9 protein-coding genes are annotated in these 16,705 nt (G+C 58.6%); 6 read left to right on the forward strand and 3 right to left on the reverse strand.

Annotation, left to right across the window (positions count from 1 at the left end):
* Window positions 1–124: 124 nt before the first annotated feature.
* Window positions 125–3,922 carry a hypothetical protein gene (locus tag ACSFA7_RS33215; RefSeq protein WP_435503301.1) on the reverse strand — a complete coding sequence of 1,266 codons (3,798 nt, stop codon included), beginning with the start codon at window positions 3,920–3,922 and terminating at the stop codon, window positions 125–127.
* 424 nt (window positions 3,923–4,346) lie between these two features.
* Here ACSFA7_RS33215 and ACSFA7_RS33220 point away from each other — a divergent pair, with 424 nt between their 5' ends.
* Window positions 4,347–5,576 carry an HNH endonuclease gene (locus ACSFA7_RS33220; RefSeq protein ID WP_435503302.1) on the forward strand — a complete coding sequence of 410 codons (1,230 nt, stop codon included), beginning with the start codon at window positions 4,347–4,349 and terminating at the stop codon, window positions 5,574–5,576.
* Window positions 5,577–5,812: 236 nt separating this feature from the next.
* Window positions 5,813–6,370, forward strand: a complete 558-nt coding sequence (locus tag ACSFA7_RS33225; RefSeq protein ID WP_435503303.1) for a hypothetical protein — start codon at window positions 5,813–5,815, stop codon at window positions 6,368–6,370.
* 549 nt (window positions 6,371–6,919) lie between these two features.
* On the opposite strand, the gene ACSFA7_RS33230 is transcribed toward ACSFA7_RS33225, so the two are convergent.
* Together ACSFA7_RS33230 and ACSFA7_RS33235 are read right to left on the reverse strand one after the other, a co-directional pair.
* On the reverse strand, window positions 6,920–8,536 hold the full coding sequence (locus tag ACSFA7_RS33230) for a TIGR04141 family sporadically distributed protein (protein WP_435503304.1): 1,617 nt from the start codon (window positions 8,534–8,536) through the stop codon (window positions 6,920–6,922).
* A 164-nt stretch (window positions 8,537–8,700) separates the two neighbouring features.
* Window positions 8,701–8,826, reverse strand: coding sequence for a YHYH domain-containing protein (locus ACSFA7_RS33235; protein WP_435503305.1), 126 nt, complete (start codon window positions 8,824–8,826; stop codon window positions 8,701–8,703).
* A gap of 513 nt (window positions 8,827–9,339) precedes the next feature.
* Here ACSFA7_RS33235 and ACSFA7_RS33240 point away from each other — a divergent pair.
* From ACSFA7_RS33240 to ACSFA7_RS33255, 4 genes are all read left to right on the forward strand, one after another.
* Entirely contained in the window at window positions 9,340–10,584 is a 1,245-nt protein-coding gene (locus ACSFA7_RS33240) for a hypothetical protein (protein WP_435503306.1), read from the forward strand.
* Between the two features lie 620 nt (window positions 10,585–11,204).
* Window positions 11,205–15,656, forward strand: a complete 4,452-nt coding sequence (locus ACSFA7_RS33245) for an RHS repeat-associated core domain-containing protein (RefSeq protein WP_435503307.1) — start codon at window positions 11,205–11,207, stop codon at window positions 15,654–15,656.
* A gap of 12 nt (window positions 15,657–15,668) precedes the next feature.
* Window positions 15,669–15,956 (forward strand): hypothetical protein, encoded by a 288-nt coding sequence (locus ACSFA7_RS33250; protein WP_435503308.1) that lies wholly within the window; start codon window positions 15,669–15,671, stop codon window positions 15,954–15,956.
* A gap of 100 nt (window positions 15,957–16,056) precedes the next feature.
* On the forward strand, window positions 16,057–16,705 hold a 649-nt coding region (locus ACSFA7_RS33255; protein WP_435503309.1), incomplete at its 3' end, for an IS5 family transposase.

The raw sequence follows: 16,705 nt of genomic DNA on the forward strand, positions 1-16,705 counted from the left end.
TTTGCGGTGCGTCCTCAGTGGCATATAAGGGGGTATTGACATGACTGTGGTTCTCGTCGGTGAGAACGCCGGTCGGCCCCTCACTTGGATTCAGATCTTGGCTGTGTCTACGTCAGTCCCATCATTATTCGAAGCGCTCATCGCGCGCCCGGTCATATTCGGTTTCGGACAGCCGTTCCCTCGCGACTTCCCGGGCAATTTGAGCCTTCGCTTGGGCCACGAAACGCTCAAGACGGGATGCAATATTCGGCTCTAGGTGGTTCAGCAATTCCGCGTTCGCCTCCATCAGTGCGGCGCGCGAGCCGCTCCAACTCATCGGACTGAATCGTTCGATAAGCCGCGCCAGCACACTTGCCGGCTCAGGTGCCCTGGCGAGAAGTGCCCTAGCTTGCTCGGACCAGCCCAGGGGAGCGTTCGCTTCTGGACGATGTGCGAACGTGATGATCGAGGCTGCAAGGAGGTAGTGACGCTCGCGATCTCGCTCACACCAAGCGATGAGCGCGTCAGAGGAGATCGCATCCGCCGGGCTACCCTCAAGGGAGTCCAGGCGTTCAAAAACGCTAATACCCGTGAGTTGATTTTCCTCGTCGTCATCGAACAAGGCATCAAGGACGGGCGTAGGCTGCAGCTCTAGCAGCACTTTGAGAAGATCCTCATTGTCAAATGAACTGGTCTCGTAGGCCGCAACCGCGCGCCGTAGCCTAACCGCAATTTCTGCTGCAACTCGGTCGGCGTCTGGGCCAGTAACGCATGCCTTCACGATCCCAGCCAACCGGTGGTCCTCGTTCTGGCCTCTTCCCTTAAATGTGACCCGCTGAAGGAGCTCTCGACCGGCTTCGAGGAGTTCCGGTTCGTGAGCCCGCTGCGCCGAATCATCCAGATGTAGTCGCATGTAGAGGATCTCCAGCGCCACGTCAAAGCCTTCGGGTTGGTTGGCAATGCACAAGAGAAGCGCTCGCAGAACTGTCCCTGCGACGTGCTCCGTAGTCCGCCCGCTCGCCAAATGCCTGTACGTCCACACCGGCGCTTGCAGTTCACGCAGAGCTCGCTCGAGGCGCTCGCTTCCACGCTCATCGAGTTGCACAGCTGAATGCAACAGGGGAAGGAAGTCCAGCAAGCAAGGTTGATGGAGCGCCGTATCAAGAAAGTGTTGCGCAAGTGCCTGATCCTGCTCCCAAAGTTGGGCCAGGAAGCCTCTCAGTACTTGTATGTCTCGCTGCTCCGACGCGATCAGCTCAAGTCCCCTCACAAGCGTTTCCCACGTAAGCCGGGCATCTGCCGAGGCATCTGCAAGCCCTCGGCCGAACGCCCACGTGCCGTATCCGCCGCTGAGTAGGGCGGGCAGCAGTTCCGCGAGCACCACGCCATCAACGGCCACCGCTGTACCGAGCTCACGGGCCATTGCCTCGGAGCGTTTGATTGCGCTCATTGGATCGCCATCACCGTCCGTGCTGTCCAGGTCAAGCCAGAAGTCGGACGGGGTACCCAAGACCAGAGCCCGCACCCGCTCCGGAAGGGTTGAAGGCCTTAGCTGCGCTTCGAGACTTGCTAGGCGCGAAGCGGCCACCGAGGTCAGTCGATCTCGATCCAATTTCATTGTTCGCAGGCACGCCATCCAACCTTCACGCCAGAATCCATTGGCTGCAAATCTGAGGAACAGCTCCTCGAATTCGTTTTGCTTGTTGACCAAAATCCACAGCCTGCGAAAGTTCTTCGCCAGCAGGTCACGCAAATCCGGTACCAACTCGCTCCTCACCATCGATAAACGCTCGATGAAGGCGACGGCGGAGCCATACCATTTCCTGATCTCATCGTCGCTACTGGGTCGATAACCGTAGTCTCTTGACCTAGCCCCGAAAGAGAATTTATGAGCGGAACTAAAGTGCCCCGACATCAGCACTTTGCTAAGAGCGGCTAATCCCAGCGCCCGTGCCTTGGGTTCGCCAGAACTGAGAAGCTGCTCGATAACGTTGAGGCGCTGCTCGATGCTGGCATGTGTTCCGGAAAGGTAGATCGTGAACAAGGATAGGAACGTGTTTGACGCCTTTTTGGCATCCTCGTTTTTTGTGTCCTGCGTCGAGGCTCGCGCTAGAACGTGGGCGCTCCTTTCAAACAAGAGTGGGTCGTAAGCGAGAGAGCGCAGCAAGGACAGGTGCTGACGCCACGCGGCGGTGGCCACGTCAGGCTGATCATTGTTCACACGCTCGAGGGCCGTCAGCGCTGCTTCTGGGGCCACAGGCGCGATATTCTCAAACATCGCGCGGCCCAGATCGTTGAGAGCCGCTACGTCTCCAAGAAGACCGCCCGGTGAGAGCCAACGGGCTGAGATGGAGGCCGCCACGGAATGATCGTGCAGAAACGAAAGGCGGCGAGAGAAGGATCGCGCCAGGCGATCCGTTCCGCCTGCGACCAGCTGCTGATTGATGAGTTCGTAGGGCGTGTCCTCCAGCGCTCGGGCAGCGAGCCGGTTGGCAATGGCGTGCGGCAGCACAGCACGCCAGATGCCACGTGGTTGCACCAGATCGCGTCGTAGCAGTTCGCCCACATGACGATAGGTCTCCGTAACAGCTTGGCCTGCAAGCGCCGCGAGGTGCGTGAGCTCAGCTTGGTCTCTTTCGAGTGCTTCGCCTTGAAATGAGTACACGAGCGCACACACCTGGGCCGCCCTGAGCAGGGCGTTGTCTGGGTCGTGCCGCTGCCGGAAAAGCCGCTGGAAAAGCTCGTCATTCGACAGGCCAGCCACCGTGTCTGAACGTTCCACGGTTTCAGCGAGGGCGACGGCGATTCGGGCGTTGCCGCCGGATGCCTCCGCAATCGTACGCGCGTCTACCGGGGAAAGATGTGGGTATCGACGCCGGATCAGCATCTCGATCAGTTCGGACGATGACGATTCGAGAGTGACGACCTGAGTTCCCTCGGGTTGGTCGTCGCGCACATCGTACTCGACGGTGAGGACACTGACAGTGCTGGTTTGCGCGCTACACAGTTCCGTGAGCCTGCGATGCAGGTCCGGAGGGCAGTTGTCGATGATCAAGATTGCACGCGTGCGATTTGCGAGCAGGTCGGAGGCTAGGCCAGTCGGCTGAGGGTCGGGGTTGTCCGATAAGTTCGTGTAAACGGCTAGGGATGGTGGCAGCGGGCGTGACCCGATCCGAGCGTCAAACAGAGCCTGAACGAGACGAGTCTTACCAACTCCCGAAAGGCCGACCAAGCGAACGATTTTTCCCGGTTGGGCCAGTTCGTCGCGAAGCTCGTCGAAAACGTGCGCCACGGATTGCGCGGGAGCGTCACGGTGCTTGCCGAGGTGCAGGCGCAGTTTGTCATCGAGCAGGTACTCGGCATCGACCCCCTCGGCTGCACCACTCCACGGACCATAAGGGCGCCAACCAACAAGAGCCCTGCCCGCTCTTGCCTTGACCCAAGTGACGAGCCCCGGGTAGCGTCGCACCCAGGTCGCCAGACGCGTGCGGTCGTAGAAGTCGGTGTGGAGTTGATCGGCGTCGGCTAGTCCTTCGAGGGCGTCGCGCATGGCACCCCGGCGACTGCGAAGGGCGCTGTCTGCGGTCGAGCCTTTGGAGCTCACGACGATGTAGGCGCCGGCCTCACCCGCGAGTTCCTGGATTACAGGACGCACCGCGCCTGTGGGTCGCATCTCGGCAAGGATCGCGCCTCTCGGCATGTCCGGCAACTTGACTTGAAAGCCGGTTGAGCGGCGGGGGATGAAACCTTCGACTTGCGCACCTGGCGGCAGCATCACGCGCACGTCCAAACCGCCGTCAGCCGCCGTCTGGTTGCCTCCCCATGTCACCGCCGCAGGCGACAGTCGATGATCTATTAGTTCAGCTTCGCAGAGGCGACCGACCAGTTCTCGCAGATCGATGTCGTTCAGTTGACTGATGTCGTCGGAAGTGATGTCGAACACGAATGCCTTTGGGTTGCCGCGGGACCGTATCGTACTTCTCAACATCATTGCCCGAGTCTTGGAAATGAGCTAGTGGGCGCATGAAGAGGCGATCGACAAAGTTAAGCCGACCGCCAATAACCAGGGGCAGCGCGCGCGGCTAACCCAGGGCAATAGCGTGTTCCGGCTTCGCCAACTGATTCAACGCTCATCAACCGCGTGCAGTCTGTCCCACATATGTGCAAAATCTGGCCCTCGTAAACGCCTGCATATCGTGAATAGAAGCCGAGGTCAAACCAATCGCTGGCAACGGACGCTCGAGGCTAATGAACCATCGACAATAGCAAGGGTGAGGGTGCAATGCGCCATGCCTGATTGCCGTCAGGAATCGCGGAGCGACTACGTTGGGGTTAGCATCTCTTCACCATAAGGATGGAGGAGATATATGGCGATACGCACGTCGAGTCAACTTGGTGCAGGGAGCGTATACACCCGCGATAAGCTTCGCGAGATTTTCAGAATCACAGATGCGAATCTGAACAACGGCATCTTTCATCCTAAGGGAACCCAGTCTGTCTGGCTGTTTGTGACGGAGGAAAAGACTCCAGATCGAGTTCAATACAAGGATCACCTCGACGGCGATGTGTTGCTGATGCAGGGTCAGACAGAAGGGCGGACGGATCATTTACTCGAGGATCAAGCGACGAACGGTCTCGAGTTACTTGTTTTTCACCGCACAAAAAAATACGAACACGAGAGTGCTGGATTTCGCTACGCGGGACCGTTTCATTACATTCGGTCGTATGGCAGTCGTCCCACGTCGTTTGTTCTCATGCGGGAGAAGAAGCGTCAATTTCAGTATGGCAAACAAACTTGGCGGTGGACGCTAGAAGCCGTTCGGCACCACGGCGGTCGAGCCACTCCCGAACAGATAGGAAGGTATATCGCGGAACGGGTGCCCGACTACAAGACTACAAACGTCGGTCCTGATCTGCGTTTGCTTTCCGTGAACGAGTACGGCCGGAGCGCATGGACCCAGAACAGGTTTGCACGACGCACAGATGGGTGGAGCCCGGTCGATGCCCTGTTTCGCCGCGACGAGCGTGGCCAGGTCTTCTATGAACTTTATGACCCTGACCCGGTGGTTCACGGCGTCTGGGAGCTCGCCGCAGACGACGAAGGTGTCATGCGCCCCTATAGAGTAAGTGAGCGGCCCGAGATGCTGCAGGTCCAGAAGGAACTGCAAGCTGCCAAGGCGTTTGACGCCGGAAATGACGAAGATGGCCGCAAGAGGGTCGTAATGAGTATTGCCCAGCGGCAGGGACAGCCGAAGTTCCGCGGAGACCTGCTGGCGGCCTACGACAAGCGATGCGCGGTGACAGGCTGCTCCATCCGAGAAATCTTGGAAGGTGCACATATCAAACCGTATCGAGGCGATCACACCAATCATGTGACCAACGGATTGCTTTTGCGTGCCGACATTCATACATTGTTTGACCTTGGACTGTTGCGGGTGAGTCCAGTCAATTGGGTGGTCGAGATCGCCGAGCAAGCGCGCTCTACCTATGGCGGGTATCACAAGCAAGCGCTCCGGCTACCAGAGCAACTATCTCTTCGTCCAGATGCTGAGGCGATGCGCCAACACTACGAGCGTTGGGCAGGTCTTTTCGTATGAGACGATTCTTCCAGGATCGGATGCAAAGCACTGTCACACTCCGATGTGCTTATCACCTATGCCTCGACGAGATGGCCACCGATAGTTTCAACCAGGGTGACCTCTACGAAAATGAAGAGAGGCTGCTGCTTCTGATCGATGCTGTTAAGCATTTCGAGCGAGAGTTCGAACTGGACGTCGGAGACCCCCGGATGCGGCTACATTTGGCCCACTAAATCTTGGAAGGGAAGGAAGATATGGTGTTCGGGGAAAAAGCAATCTCGTTTCTTTCCGGAGAGTGGATCCTAACTAGCGGGCGTCCAAACGGCGGCGACGTTGTTGTCTATCGAACTCTTTGGGTTGGTGTATTTATCATTTTGGCTATTGCTGCCGTCCGTAGCACGCAGTCGACTCCGGCAACGGTCTGCGATTTTCTTCGCTGCATCTGGCTTAACGCCTTAAAAACCATTCGAGAGCCGGAGGGTTTGGTTGTGTTCGGAGCCGTGTATGCGGCGCTGTATGCGCGGTTCACGTCCCAATGGACCTATATGGCCAACCTATACAACCAGATCAAACAAGCAGAAGTCACTGCCGCATCTCTCACGCCGTCAGCAACTCAAGCCACGGCTCTTTCCGAATGGAAGGCAGGCTTCATCGAAGATGCAATTGCTGTGCACATGGCTACCAAGCCCACGATAGCCAGCATCATCCGTGTCTGGTATCAGATACCCGATGTGCGCAGGGCGTTTCATGCCCATACACAGAATCCCGATGCTAAGGTCGGATGGCTGAAGGCGCACAAGGTTCTCCCTTAGGAAAGACAGCGAGGCAGGCCACAGCAGCTGCAATTCCTAGTTGCCATGACGCTTTTCAAGATGAGTTCTAGAACATCCAACTGACGGTTAGAGGGTGTTTCGCTATCACGAGTCGAGATGTACGACTGGCCAAAAAACCAATAGTGGGGTGTTCTCGTGAATTTCGCTATTGCAAGTTGAGATGTGAGACTGCACCAACCACCGATAAAACGGTGTTACCAAGCCTGCGGTTATCGTCGGTGAGGCGGGTCGCCTCATCGTTGGCGCGAAATTGATATGTATCGGAGGCGCTTCGACAGGGCAGGCCATGGCTCCACAAGCCGACACCTGGAATGTCGCGCGTGCTGGGCGGCTACTTCAGACTGGTTGCCGACGTTCGCAGCCAGAACGCTGAACAGCGGCTCTTTGCGCTGAGCAGTCGGTCGGTCATCGGTAGCAATCGCTGCACTCCGTCACCGAGTTTTACTTGTTGATGGATAGCGCAGGGCCGTGAAGCACAGCAACGCAATGCCTTTCGAGCTTTCGTTACCGCCTGGGCAGGCTTCCCGATCAAGGGATCAAGCGGGGTGTCGTTGGAGCGCCAGCGATCGAGACCCGGAATCCACGTTGGGTGAGGTTTTCGAAAGCCTTCGACAGGTTGACCTTGCTGAAAAACGGCAGGTTCTGTTTGAGCGTGGCACTGCCTTCGCCCAGAATCAGGAAAACAATCTCGTAGTCAACGCTCCTGAGGGTGCCCAAGGGCACGAGATCACGTGCGGCCGGATTTACCCCGCGTAGCACCGTTCGCGCCTTCTTGCGGAACGCCTTGTCGCCGAGCATGATTTCAGCAGCCACACCGCCCTGAGCAAAGAGATGGCTCAGTCCAGCCGATCCGCCCTTGCGATGCTTTACGTGCACCAATTGCTTGGCAGGAGTCATGAGGTCGCAGAGTTCGATAGACGATGTGGCCCTGTCGGTCTTAACGAGCCTCTTGTCCAGCAGGAAATATCCACACGCCGCCGCCGCTCGAGTGTTGTAGTCGCCTTCGGACTCAATTTTCGATTTGCCTCCGTCTTCCCACACTTCAACTGCCGGAAATGTAAGCGTGGAGGTCTGGACTAAGTCCAATGTCTCGGTAATACGGCCAATGAATGTTGCATCGACCTCGTACCACTTGCCATCAAAGATGATCTTCGTTTTGTCGCCGTCGACGATCTCGAAGTAGATGCAGCGATACACCGAGTGTTCGGTAATGTTCCCATCTACGTCATGGACGAAAAGCCGGTCGCGCTTCAAGCCTTCGACGTTTAAATGCGCCAAATCAGGAATGGTGTCGATGTAATCGGCCGAATGGATGACGGGACGCACACCTTCCTTGTTCCGCGTAAAGCTGAAGCCTAGGATCGTGTCCCATGCGCCGATCTCCGGCAGCGTGATCATGATTCCAGCATTCCGCGCGGAGACAGCTTGAACCAACTGTGCGTTCAACGCATCGACCGAGGCGTCGTCCTTGACCTTGCGAACGTTGTCCACCCACGAGAAGGACTTCTTGTAGTCGTCATTGGCGTAGTAGCCTTTGATGCGGCGGGCCAGCGCAGGAAAGTCCACGGCTTCCATTTCGGTGCCAAAGGAGAACATCGCGTCTCCACCGGCGATCTGCGTAAGGCCAACTTCGCGCTTGGGGACGCCCGTCACAGCGCGAAGAACGTCCCGTAGGATGTCGATGCCGAAGACGCCTACCTCCGAGTCGCGAGCGGCTTGAGACTTCTTCTGAACAGGCTGGTCTTCGAGGGTATGCAAGTCGACGCTACGCAGCGATTTGTCATCGAGCGTGTTGAGCGCGGTGCGGAGGCCAAAGTCTTGAACGAACAGCGACTGCTCGATCAGATGCCGCCCGTAGCCAAAGGCAAAGGCGAAAATATCGCCGTCCACTCGAAGCAGCAGCACCGCAGAACTCGATCGATTTGCGAGATCCGGTATGACACGGCCTGCAACCTCGTCGAGCACAGAACCCCAGCTAGGTCTCTTCTCCGCGCTTCGCCTCACGCAAATGACTCCGTCGATACCCAATGTATCTGCCACTGGATAGGTGTCCACTGGAGCGTCAGCGAGTAGATTCGCAAACATCTGGCCGTCGCCTAGGGGCTTAGCCATAAACAGGTTCAGGCGTCGATAGGTTTTTGCCATCTCATTCTCCCAGTGGTGTTCGATGCGGGCGCCTGACCGATGGAGAGCGATCATTACTGCTTCGCGATGATCAACCGTCTTCGCTGCAAAGCGGATTCGGGCTGGCAAAGCCAGAACACAAAGACGAGTGTTGCTATGAGATGCTTGGAGTTCTCAGGGGTTCGTCAATGGCAGTGCGAGCCCCCATTTTTGTGGTCGCGATGACAACCGTTCTTGTCAGTGCCTCCTGAGTGCGCAAGTGCTCCACAGCCTAAGCACAGCACAGCGATCAATATTGCAACCTTCTTCATGACGTCTCCTCGTTCCGATGAGCGCTGGAGTGTGTACCTCCGCTTCTGTCGCGGGACAGGGGTTTACGAGCGCTCTACCATGAACATGGGATGGCCACGAGGCATCGAGCATCGATACGCGTCAGAGTCTGGCGATGATTAGTTGCGGCCTTTGAGTCGAAATCCCGATTCGGACCGCTGACTGACGACCGGGAAGGCCTAGCGAATGGGTGCTAGCGGCGATAGTACCCATTCGTACGGGCGCTGCGGATGTCGGCAATCGCTGCGTACCTGCCGGTTGCAGGGACGGGCTGCCGACCTTGGCGCAGCATGTTCCTACCGTTTGCGGTGCGTTCTCAGCTGACGATAAGGCGGAATTTGCGCCGCTACCGTTATCGACGGTTGATCGTTCCTCCTCAGCGAGGCTCTGGCGCCATCCATGCGCCAAAGCTAGCCTGCGTACGCGCGTGATAAGTGTTTCGAGCGTAGGGCGATTTGCTGCTAAAACGATGTTTGAACATCGCACTCCCTGACATGAACCTCCCCAGACACATTCCCAAGAAGTCGTTGAAGCACCACTCCGCAAAGCGGGCAAGTAGCACTTCGGTGTGGTTGGCAGGAGAAGATTCTTCTCGTCTGATAAAGACGGCGAGTTTTCTTGTGCCGCTTGTTGGTGGGGTTCTGGTACTTCTGTTCGTAATTTCGATAGGCCAGCTTCCATCGCTCGACTTAACAGGCTCGATTGCCTTGCTTACAGCTGTCGCCCTCTTCGGACTTGCGATCATCGGATGCATTGGGGGGGCCACAGTTCTGCCAGCGCTGCTGGAGATTTCTATCGGGGATGGCTCTGATCGAAAGCGGCGGACGCTGTACTTATTGTTGAGCTCGGTGCCTGCCTGGCTGACACTGGCATTTCTACTAATGCTGTGGCTGTTCGATCATTACAAGTTGATGTCGATCGTTCCATCAAGCGCAGCTTTCATCTCATCAGTACTTGCGTTGACCATACTTTGCGGCGCTGGCATTTGCTGGCACCAAACACGCCGAACTTTGTCGCCCAAAACTGGCTCTAGATGGGAGCGCACCTGGACGCTGACTGTGACGTCGCTCTACTGGACCTATATCAGCATGGTTTGGTCCGCTTCGTTTGGTGCCACCAGCTACTTTATCTACTATCTAAGTGCCGATCCCTCGGTTCCTTGGTGGCAGCGGGTCTTTGTTGGCACCGTGTGGTTGTTAACATGCATGGCGATCAACAGTGCAATTGCGGGCGCGGGAACAGGAAAGGCTGCAATGCGAGGTGCCGTTGTTGCTGTTGGCCTAGCTTTGGTCCCGCTGTTGCTTACCAAGAGTCTGACGGACCTTTCTGGTCTGGTCCTCAACAGGTTGGGTTTAGCAGATCTGCAGGTTCGCCTCGTAGTTACAGAGGAAGGTTGCAACATTCTCAACAGTGCGGTCCGGGGTGGGCCCGTCTGCGTGGTCGATCCGTCGACAAAGTTAGCCTCTGTCTGCCCAGTGGTGCTCAAATCGAGGATTGGGTCACCATATCGCCTGGACTTCTATCCTCTAGGACCCGATGGGAAATGGCCTGCCGCCGTGACGCCCCAATCGGTTCCGTTGTCGGAGCAGTATGTGAAGAGCTGGCCATCACTGGATATGTCGCCACGACCGATCTCCATCCGAAGCGTTCCCGACCAGACTACTGGGTTGCCTCTAACCGCATCGAAGGTGCGCAACAAGGCCGAGGCAGACTGGATTGACGCAAAGTGTCGCGGGTAAGGTGCAGGCTTCAGAGCACCCTCTGGTGCTGCCTTGCCCGCGCACAAAAGCCAATCCTCATAAATGCCTGCTTCTCGTGAGTTGAGGGTGGCAGCAAGCCCAACCGACGGTAATAGGGTGTTTACGTGCCTTTGGTTATCGTAGGCAGGCCTGCAGTGCCTAAAGCCAAGCTCATCGTCACGCGAAGACGATCATGAAAGCTGCAAATGAATTCTCATATGCACGCGCTGGCCACCTCAGGCGCAAACGCCAAGCGTCGTCTCCGCTTGGCATCCCTTAGAGGCATCACGCCGTCTTTTCGAATGCATCGAATGCGATCGAGTGCACCGACGCATCCCCCATATTGTTGCGTCAGAGATCGGAGGAATCCAACAATCCCGTTTTGTCTCGTCCTGGCATGTCTCGGATTTATTACTCGGATCCGGTGTTAAATATATTGACCACCTTTTAGTTACTTTTGCCTCGGGTATTTAAACCTTTTTTCCGTCATTCACGAGAAGATTCGAAGGGGATTTGAATTACATGTAGAGACTTTTAACGTCATGTAGTTACGCTCGATTCCAGCAATTGCCACCTTCGGGCAATGCATCTAATTCAAAAGAGTTGGCGAGGGAATTCACATGACTTTCGACGTTGATGCCGTGCGCGGCGGCCGCCTGCGTGCCCGAATCAAGCGCTTGGCGCTGTATGGCGCATCGGCGCTTGCCCTCTTGGGCGCCTCCGGATGGGCGCAGGCCGGGTGCTCCTTGAACTTCACCTCGCCGGCCAAGGGCGCGAAGGTCACTTCGCCCAACATCACGGTGTACGGCTCCGGCGGAGGCGATGCGACGACAGGCGATGCCGGCACGGTGACCGCAACGTTGAACGGGTCTGCCTTCTTCAACTATTCCGGCTCTTTCACTGCCGTCGTGTCCTTCCTCGAAGGACGTGGCGTTCCCGTGACGCTGCGCCCCGGCCCGAACTACCTCGCGGTCTCCGGCAGCGTCGGTGGATGCGGTGCCTCGGACTTCATGACGGTCTACTACGACACGACCGATCTCGCCCCGCGCAAGAACAAGGGAGATGGCTCCGAGCGCAACGGACCACAATCGTGCGCAGGCAATCCCATCAACTTCGCGATGGGCATCAAGGTGCAGGAGGAAGAAGACTTCCGCAGCGCTTCCACGCACTACCCGCTCAGGTTCGCGCGCGTCTTCAACAGTGCGGACGGCTATTGGCGGTATTCCTATGCCACGCGCCTGCGGGTCACCGCCAGCGAGGTCGTGCTGCTGCACGCCAATGGTCGGGAATCACCGTTCGCGCGCAGCGGCTCGACCATCACGCCCGATCCCGATGAACTGGGCACGCTGTCCCAAAACGGCACAGGCTGGCGCTACGTCGATCCGGACAACACGCAGTACGAGTTCAATGCCAGCGGTCGCCTGACCAAGCAGACCCACCCGTATGGCTGGGCACATACGTTGACCTATGGTGCCACTGGCGTGGTCACCGTGGCGGATGGCTTCGGCAACAGCCTGAGCTTCACCGAGGACGCGCATCTCCAGCCGCTCTCGCTGACGACGCCCAACTTCAGCGTTACCTACAACTACGACGCGCAGAACCGGCTCACCTCTGCCGTCAAGACCGCCGGTGCGGATGTCAAGACCCGCACGTACCACTACGAGAACACCACGTATCCGCGGTTTCTCACGGGCGTGACCGATGAATCGGGTACGCGTTACGCCACCTACGCCTACGACACCTTGGGCCGTGCGATCAGCACCACGCACGCGGGCAATGCCGAGCTCACGCAGGTGGCCTACAACGCCAACGGCACGACCACCGTGACCGATTCGGTCGGGCGCGCGACGACGTACCACTACGTCATCGTCAATGGCGTCAAACGCATCTCGCAGATTCAGGGCGAGCCGGCGCCGGGCTGTCCCGCCAGCAACTCGTCGTTCACCTATGACACTCGCGGCTTGCTGTCGAGCCAGACCAACGCGACCGGCAGCGTCACCAACTTCACCTACAACACACGGGGGCTGGAAGCCACGCGAACGGAGGCTTTCGGCACGCCCGAGCAGCGGGCCATCGCGACGACCTGGGATACCGCGCTGCCGGTGCCGACGCTGCTCAGCCAGGCTGGCAAGGATGTGAGCTACACCTACGACACGGTGGGCAAGCTGCTCACGGAAACGGTGGCAGACACCGGCGGCACATCGGGTGCCGCTCGCACCAGCCAGCGGACCTACACGCCAGAAGGGCTGGTTCAGACGCACACCGCACCCAATGGGGCTGTTACCACCTACGCGTACGACACACGCGGGAACGTGCTGAGCGCAACCAATGCGTTGGGCCATGTCACGGCCTATGCCTACGATGCCGCCAACCGCCTCACGAGCCAGACGGATCCCAATGGTCTGGTTACCACCTTCGTGTGGGATGCGTTCGACCGCCTGCTGTCGCGCACCGTAGGCACGGGACCTGGCCAGACCACGACCTTCACCTATCACCCCGCGGGCACGCTGGCGACGATCTCGCTGCCTGCGGGCCTGGTCACCAGCTACACCTATGACGCGGCCCAGCGCCTGACGGGCTGGAGCAACAACCGGGGCGAGAGCGGCGTCTACACCCTGGATGCGGCGGGCAACCGGCTGACCGAGCAGATCCTCAACGGCTCCAGCGCCGTGGCATGGACGACCGCGCGCACCGTCAACAAGCTGAACCGCATCGCCACCCAGACGGAGGGGGGAAGCCAGAGCGAGAGCTTTGCCTACGACGCTAATGGCGATCGCATCGCGCAGACCAACGGGCTGAACCAGAGCACGAGTTGGAGCCTGGACGCGCTGAGGCGGGTCAAGACCGTCACCGATGCCGCGAACGCCAGCGCCAGCCTTGGCTACAACGCCCTCGATGCCGTCACCCAGGTCAGCGACTTCAAGGCCGTTGCCACCAACTACAACCGCGATGCTTTGGGCAACGCGACGTCGGAAGCCAGTGCCGATAGCGGTGCCCGCAGCCAGCAGTACGACAGCCTGGGATTGCCCAGCCAGATGGTCGATGCACTCGGGCAAGCCACCACGATCACGCGGGATGCCCTGGGGCGCCCGACGGCACTCGTCTTCGCCGATGGCAAGACCACGACCCTGCGCTACGACCTCGCCGCCAACAGCAAAGGCTATCTCTCCGAGATCATCGACCGCAGCGGCACCACCGAGTACACGCGCGATGTCTTCGGACGTGTCACGCTCAAGAAGCAGGCCCTTGCCAATGGCAGCATTCAGCAGGTCAGCTACGCCTTCAACCCCAGCGGCACGCTGGCGAGCATCGGTTATCCCAATGGGGCGACGCTCGCCTACATCTACGACGCCACCGGCCGCCTGTCGACCTTGAACTGGAATGGCAGTCCGCTGGTGACTGGCGTCGCCTGGAATCCGCTGGGACAGCCCACGGCCTGGACTTGGGCCTTTGCGAGTCCGCAGCTTTCAGGCAGCCGCAGTTACGACACTGCCGGTCGCCTGACGGCGACTGAAACGGGGAGCTACGTCTATGACGCTGCGGGACGCATCAGCAGTCTCACCCAGTACCTGTACGGCCCTGCCGACACCGACCCGACCCACGACACCATCGCCGGTGCCAACGTCACCTGGAGCGTGGGCTACGACAGTGTCGGACGGATCACGAGTTTCGATGCGACAGGCAACACGGCCGGATTCGGCTATGACGCCAACGGCAACCGGACCAGCAGCACCCGCACCCTGAGCGGCCAGACCACGGCGCGCGGCTACAGCGTTGCGACGGGCAGCAATCGTCTCGCCGGCTTCAGTCAGACCGCGGGCGGCACCGCCACCAATGTGGTCTACGGCTACAACGCCAATGGCGATCTTGTGGGCGATGGCCTGCGAAGTTACGGCTATGACGCCGAAGGCCGCTTGAGCACTGCCACGACAGGTGCCACCGACGTCAGTCCGACGACGCGCTACGCGCACAACGCGCTGGGCCAGCGTGTCTTCAAGACCGAGCCGGTGTATCCGCCGAGCCAAGGCGACGAGGCCGACCCGGGCTTCATGCAGAGCCTGATCGCGTTCTTCACCAAGCTGTGGAGCCCCTCGACCACGCAGGCCGAGCAACTGGGTTATGCGTATGTCTACGACGAGCAGGGCACGCTCATCGCGGAGGCGGGCAGCGGCGGCACGCAGAGTGCGGGCCAGGCGCAGTACATCTACCTGCCCACGACCAGCGGTCCGATGCCAATTGCAGCGGTGATCAATGGCACCACGTATGCGGTGCACAGCGATCACCTGAACACGCCGCGCAAGCTCACGAACGCGGACGGGCAAGCGGTCTGGCAGTGGAGCTACAGCGTGTTCGGCGAAGACAAGCCGACAGTAGCGAAGAACCGGTTTGCGAACCTGGAGACGACGCCCAATCCCGGCACGACGGGTATCTCGGAGGTGAAGTTCAATCTGAGGTATCCGGGCCAGTATGCGGATGAGGAGTCGGGGTTGTTCTACAACGGGTTCAGGACCTACAGCCCTACCACTGGACGCTATACGCAAGGCGACCCTATTGGCCTTGATGGTGGATGGAATCGATTCGGATATGTGAATGCAAACCCGCTGAAATACATCGATCCGAAGGGGTTGCAAGCCGAGGAGTGGGATCGACCGAGGGGGCCGTACTCGATTCCCAATCCGACCGGAGATGCACAGCGTGAACTTGCACGTCGATTGACGCGAGGGCTGAACGGATTTATCGATGCCTGCAAGAGGCTTGGTGATCGAATGTTTTCTGGTGATGGCAGCGGTGAAAAGGACCCTAGCACACCAACTGGTCAACGAGGCAGTCCGATTGAGGTGGAGCCTGGTACAAATGAGCCAACGAACATCGATGGCCGGGACTACACGGGGCATGCCTTGGATCGGATGCAGGGTCGCGGACTTCCACCTTCGGTGATCGAGGATGCGATTCAAAACGGAACGTCTTCGCCGGGCAACAGGCCGGATACGACAGTTCACGTAAGCCCCGATGGTCGAGTTACTGTGGTCACAGGTGGTCGCGGTCAAGTGGTCACTGTCATACCCAGATGAGAGAGGAAAGTGATGGATGACTTTTTAGTTAGACAGATTTCAGTATTGCGAAAACTGATTAACGACTATCGCCAAAAAGAGGTCGGGCTCAATACTCTTATTCAGCGCATCGAGGGGATCAATAGCGCGCTTGGTAATGAGGCGTGGAGCGATTCCGTTTTTCCCATCGTTCTTTCCCTAGAACAGGTGAATGCCGCAATAGTGGAAGCAAGAAGAGGGTTGACGGCAGCTGAAAGTGCAGAAGTTGAAAGCTCGCTGCTTGAACTCGAAGCACGGATCAAGAGCTTCGAGTCCGAGTGACTTCATGCGGCCTTCCAGATTGGTCCGTTCCGCTAGGGAAGGTCTGATCAAGAGCACGTTTCTTGCATGAAGGATTGACCCCTGCAAAGGAGCACGAGCGATGAGTCAGATCAGTTTTGCGGATGCGGAGCAAGCGGGCAAGAGGAAGAAGACAAGGCGCGAAGTCTTCCTTGCCGAGATGGAACTGGTCGTGCCGTGGAAGGCGCTGCTCAAAGTCATCGAGCCCCACTATCCAGTGGCAGGCCGAGGCCGTCGTCCCTACCCGCTGCAAGCGATGCTGCGTGTGCACCTGATGCAGAACTGGTTCGCCCTGAGCGACCCCGCGATGGAGGAAGCCCTGTACGAGATCGCCTCGCTGCGCACGCTCGCCGGACTCGGTCTGGAAATGATCCCCGACGAGACGACCATCCTGAACTTCCGCCACCTGCTGGAGGCCAACGACTTGGCCGAAGACATCTTCAATCAGGTCAACGCCCACTTGGCCAGGAAGGGGCTGCTCCTGAAGCGCGGCTCCATCGTGGACGCAACGATCATTGCGGCGCCCAGTTCGACCAAGAACGAAAGTGGCGAGCGAGATCCGGAGATGCACCAGACGAAGAAGGGCAACCAGTGGCACTTCGGTATGAAGGCGCACATCGGCGTGGACGCAGACTCGGGGCTGGTGCACACGGTGACGACTACCGCAGCCAATGAGGCAGACGTGGAACAGGTGAGCGATCTGCTCCATGGCAAAGAGGACGCGGTGTGGG

The sequence above is a fragment of the Variovorax trehalosi genome, assembly GCF_051216415.1.
Classification (GTDB): Bacteria; Pseudomonadota; Gammaproteobacteria; order Burkholderiales; family Burkholderiaceae_C; genus Variovorax.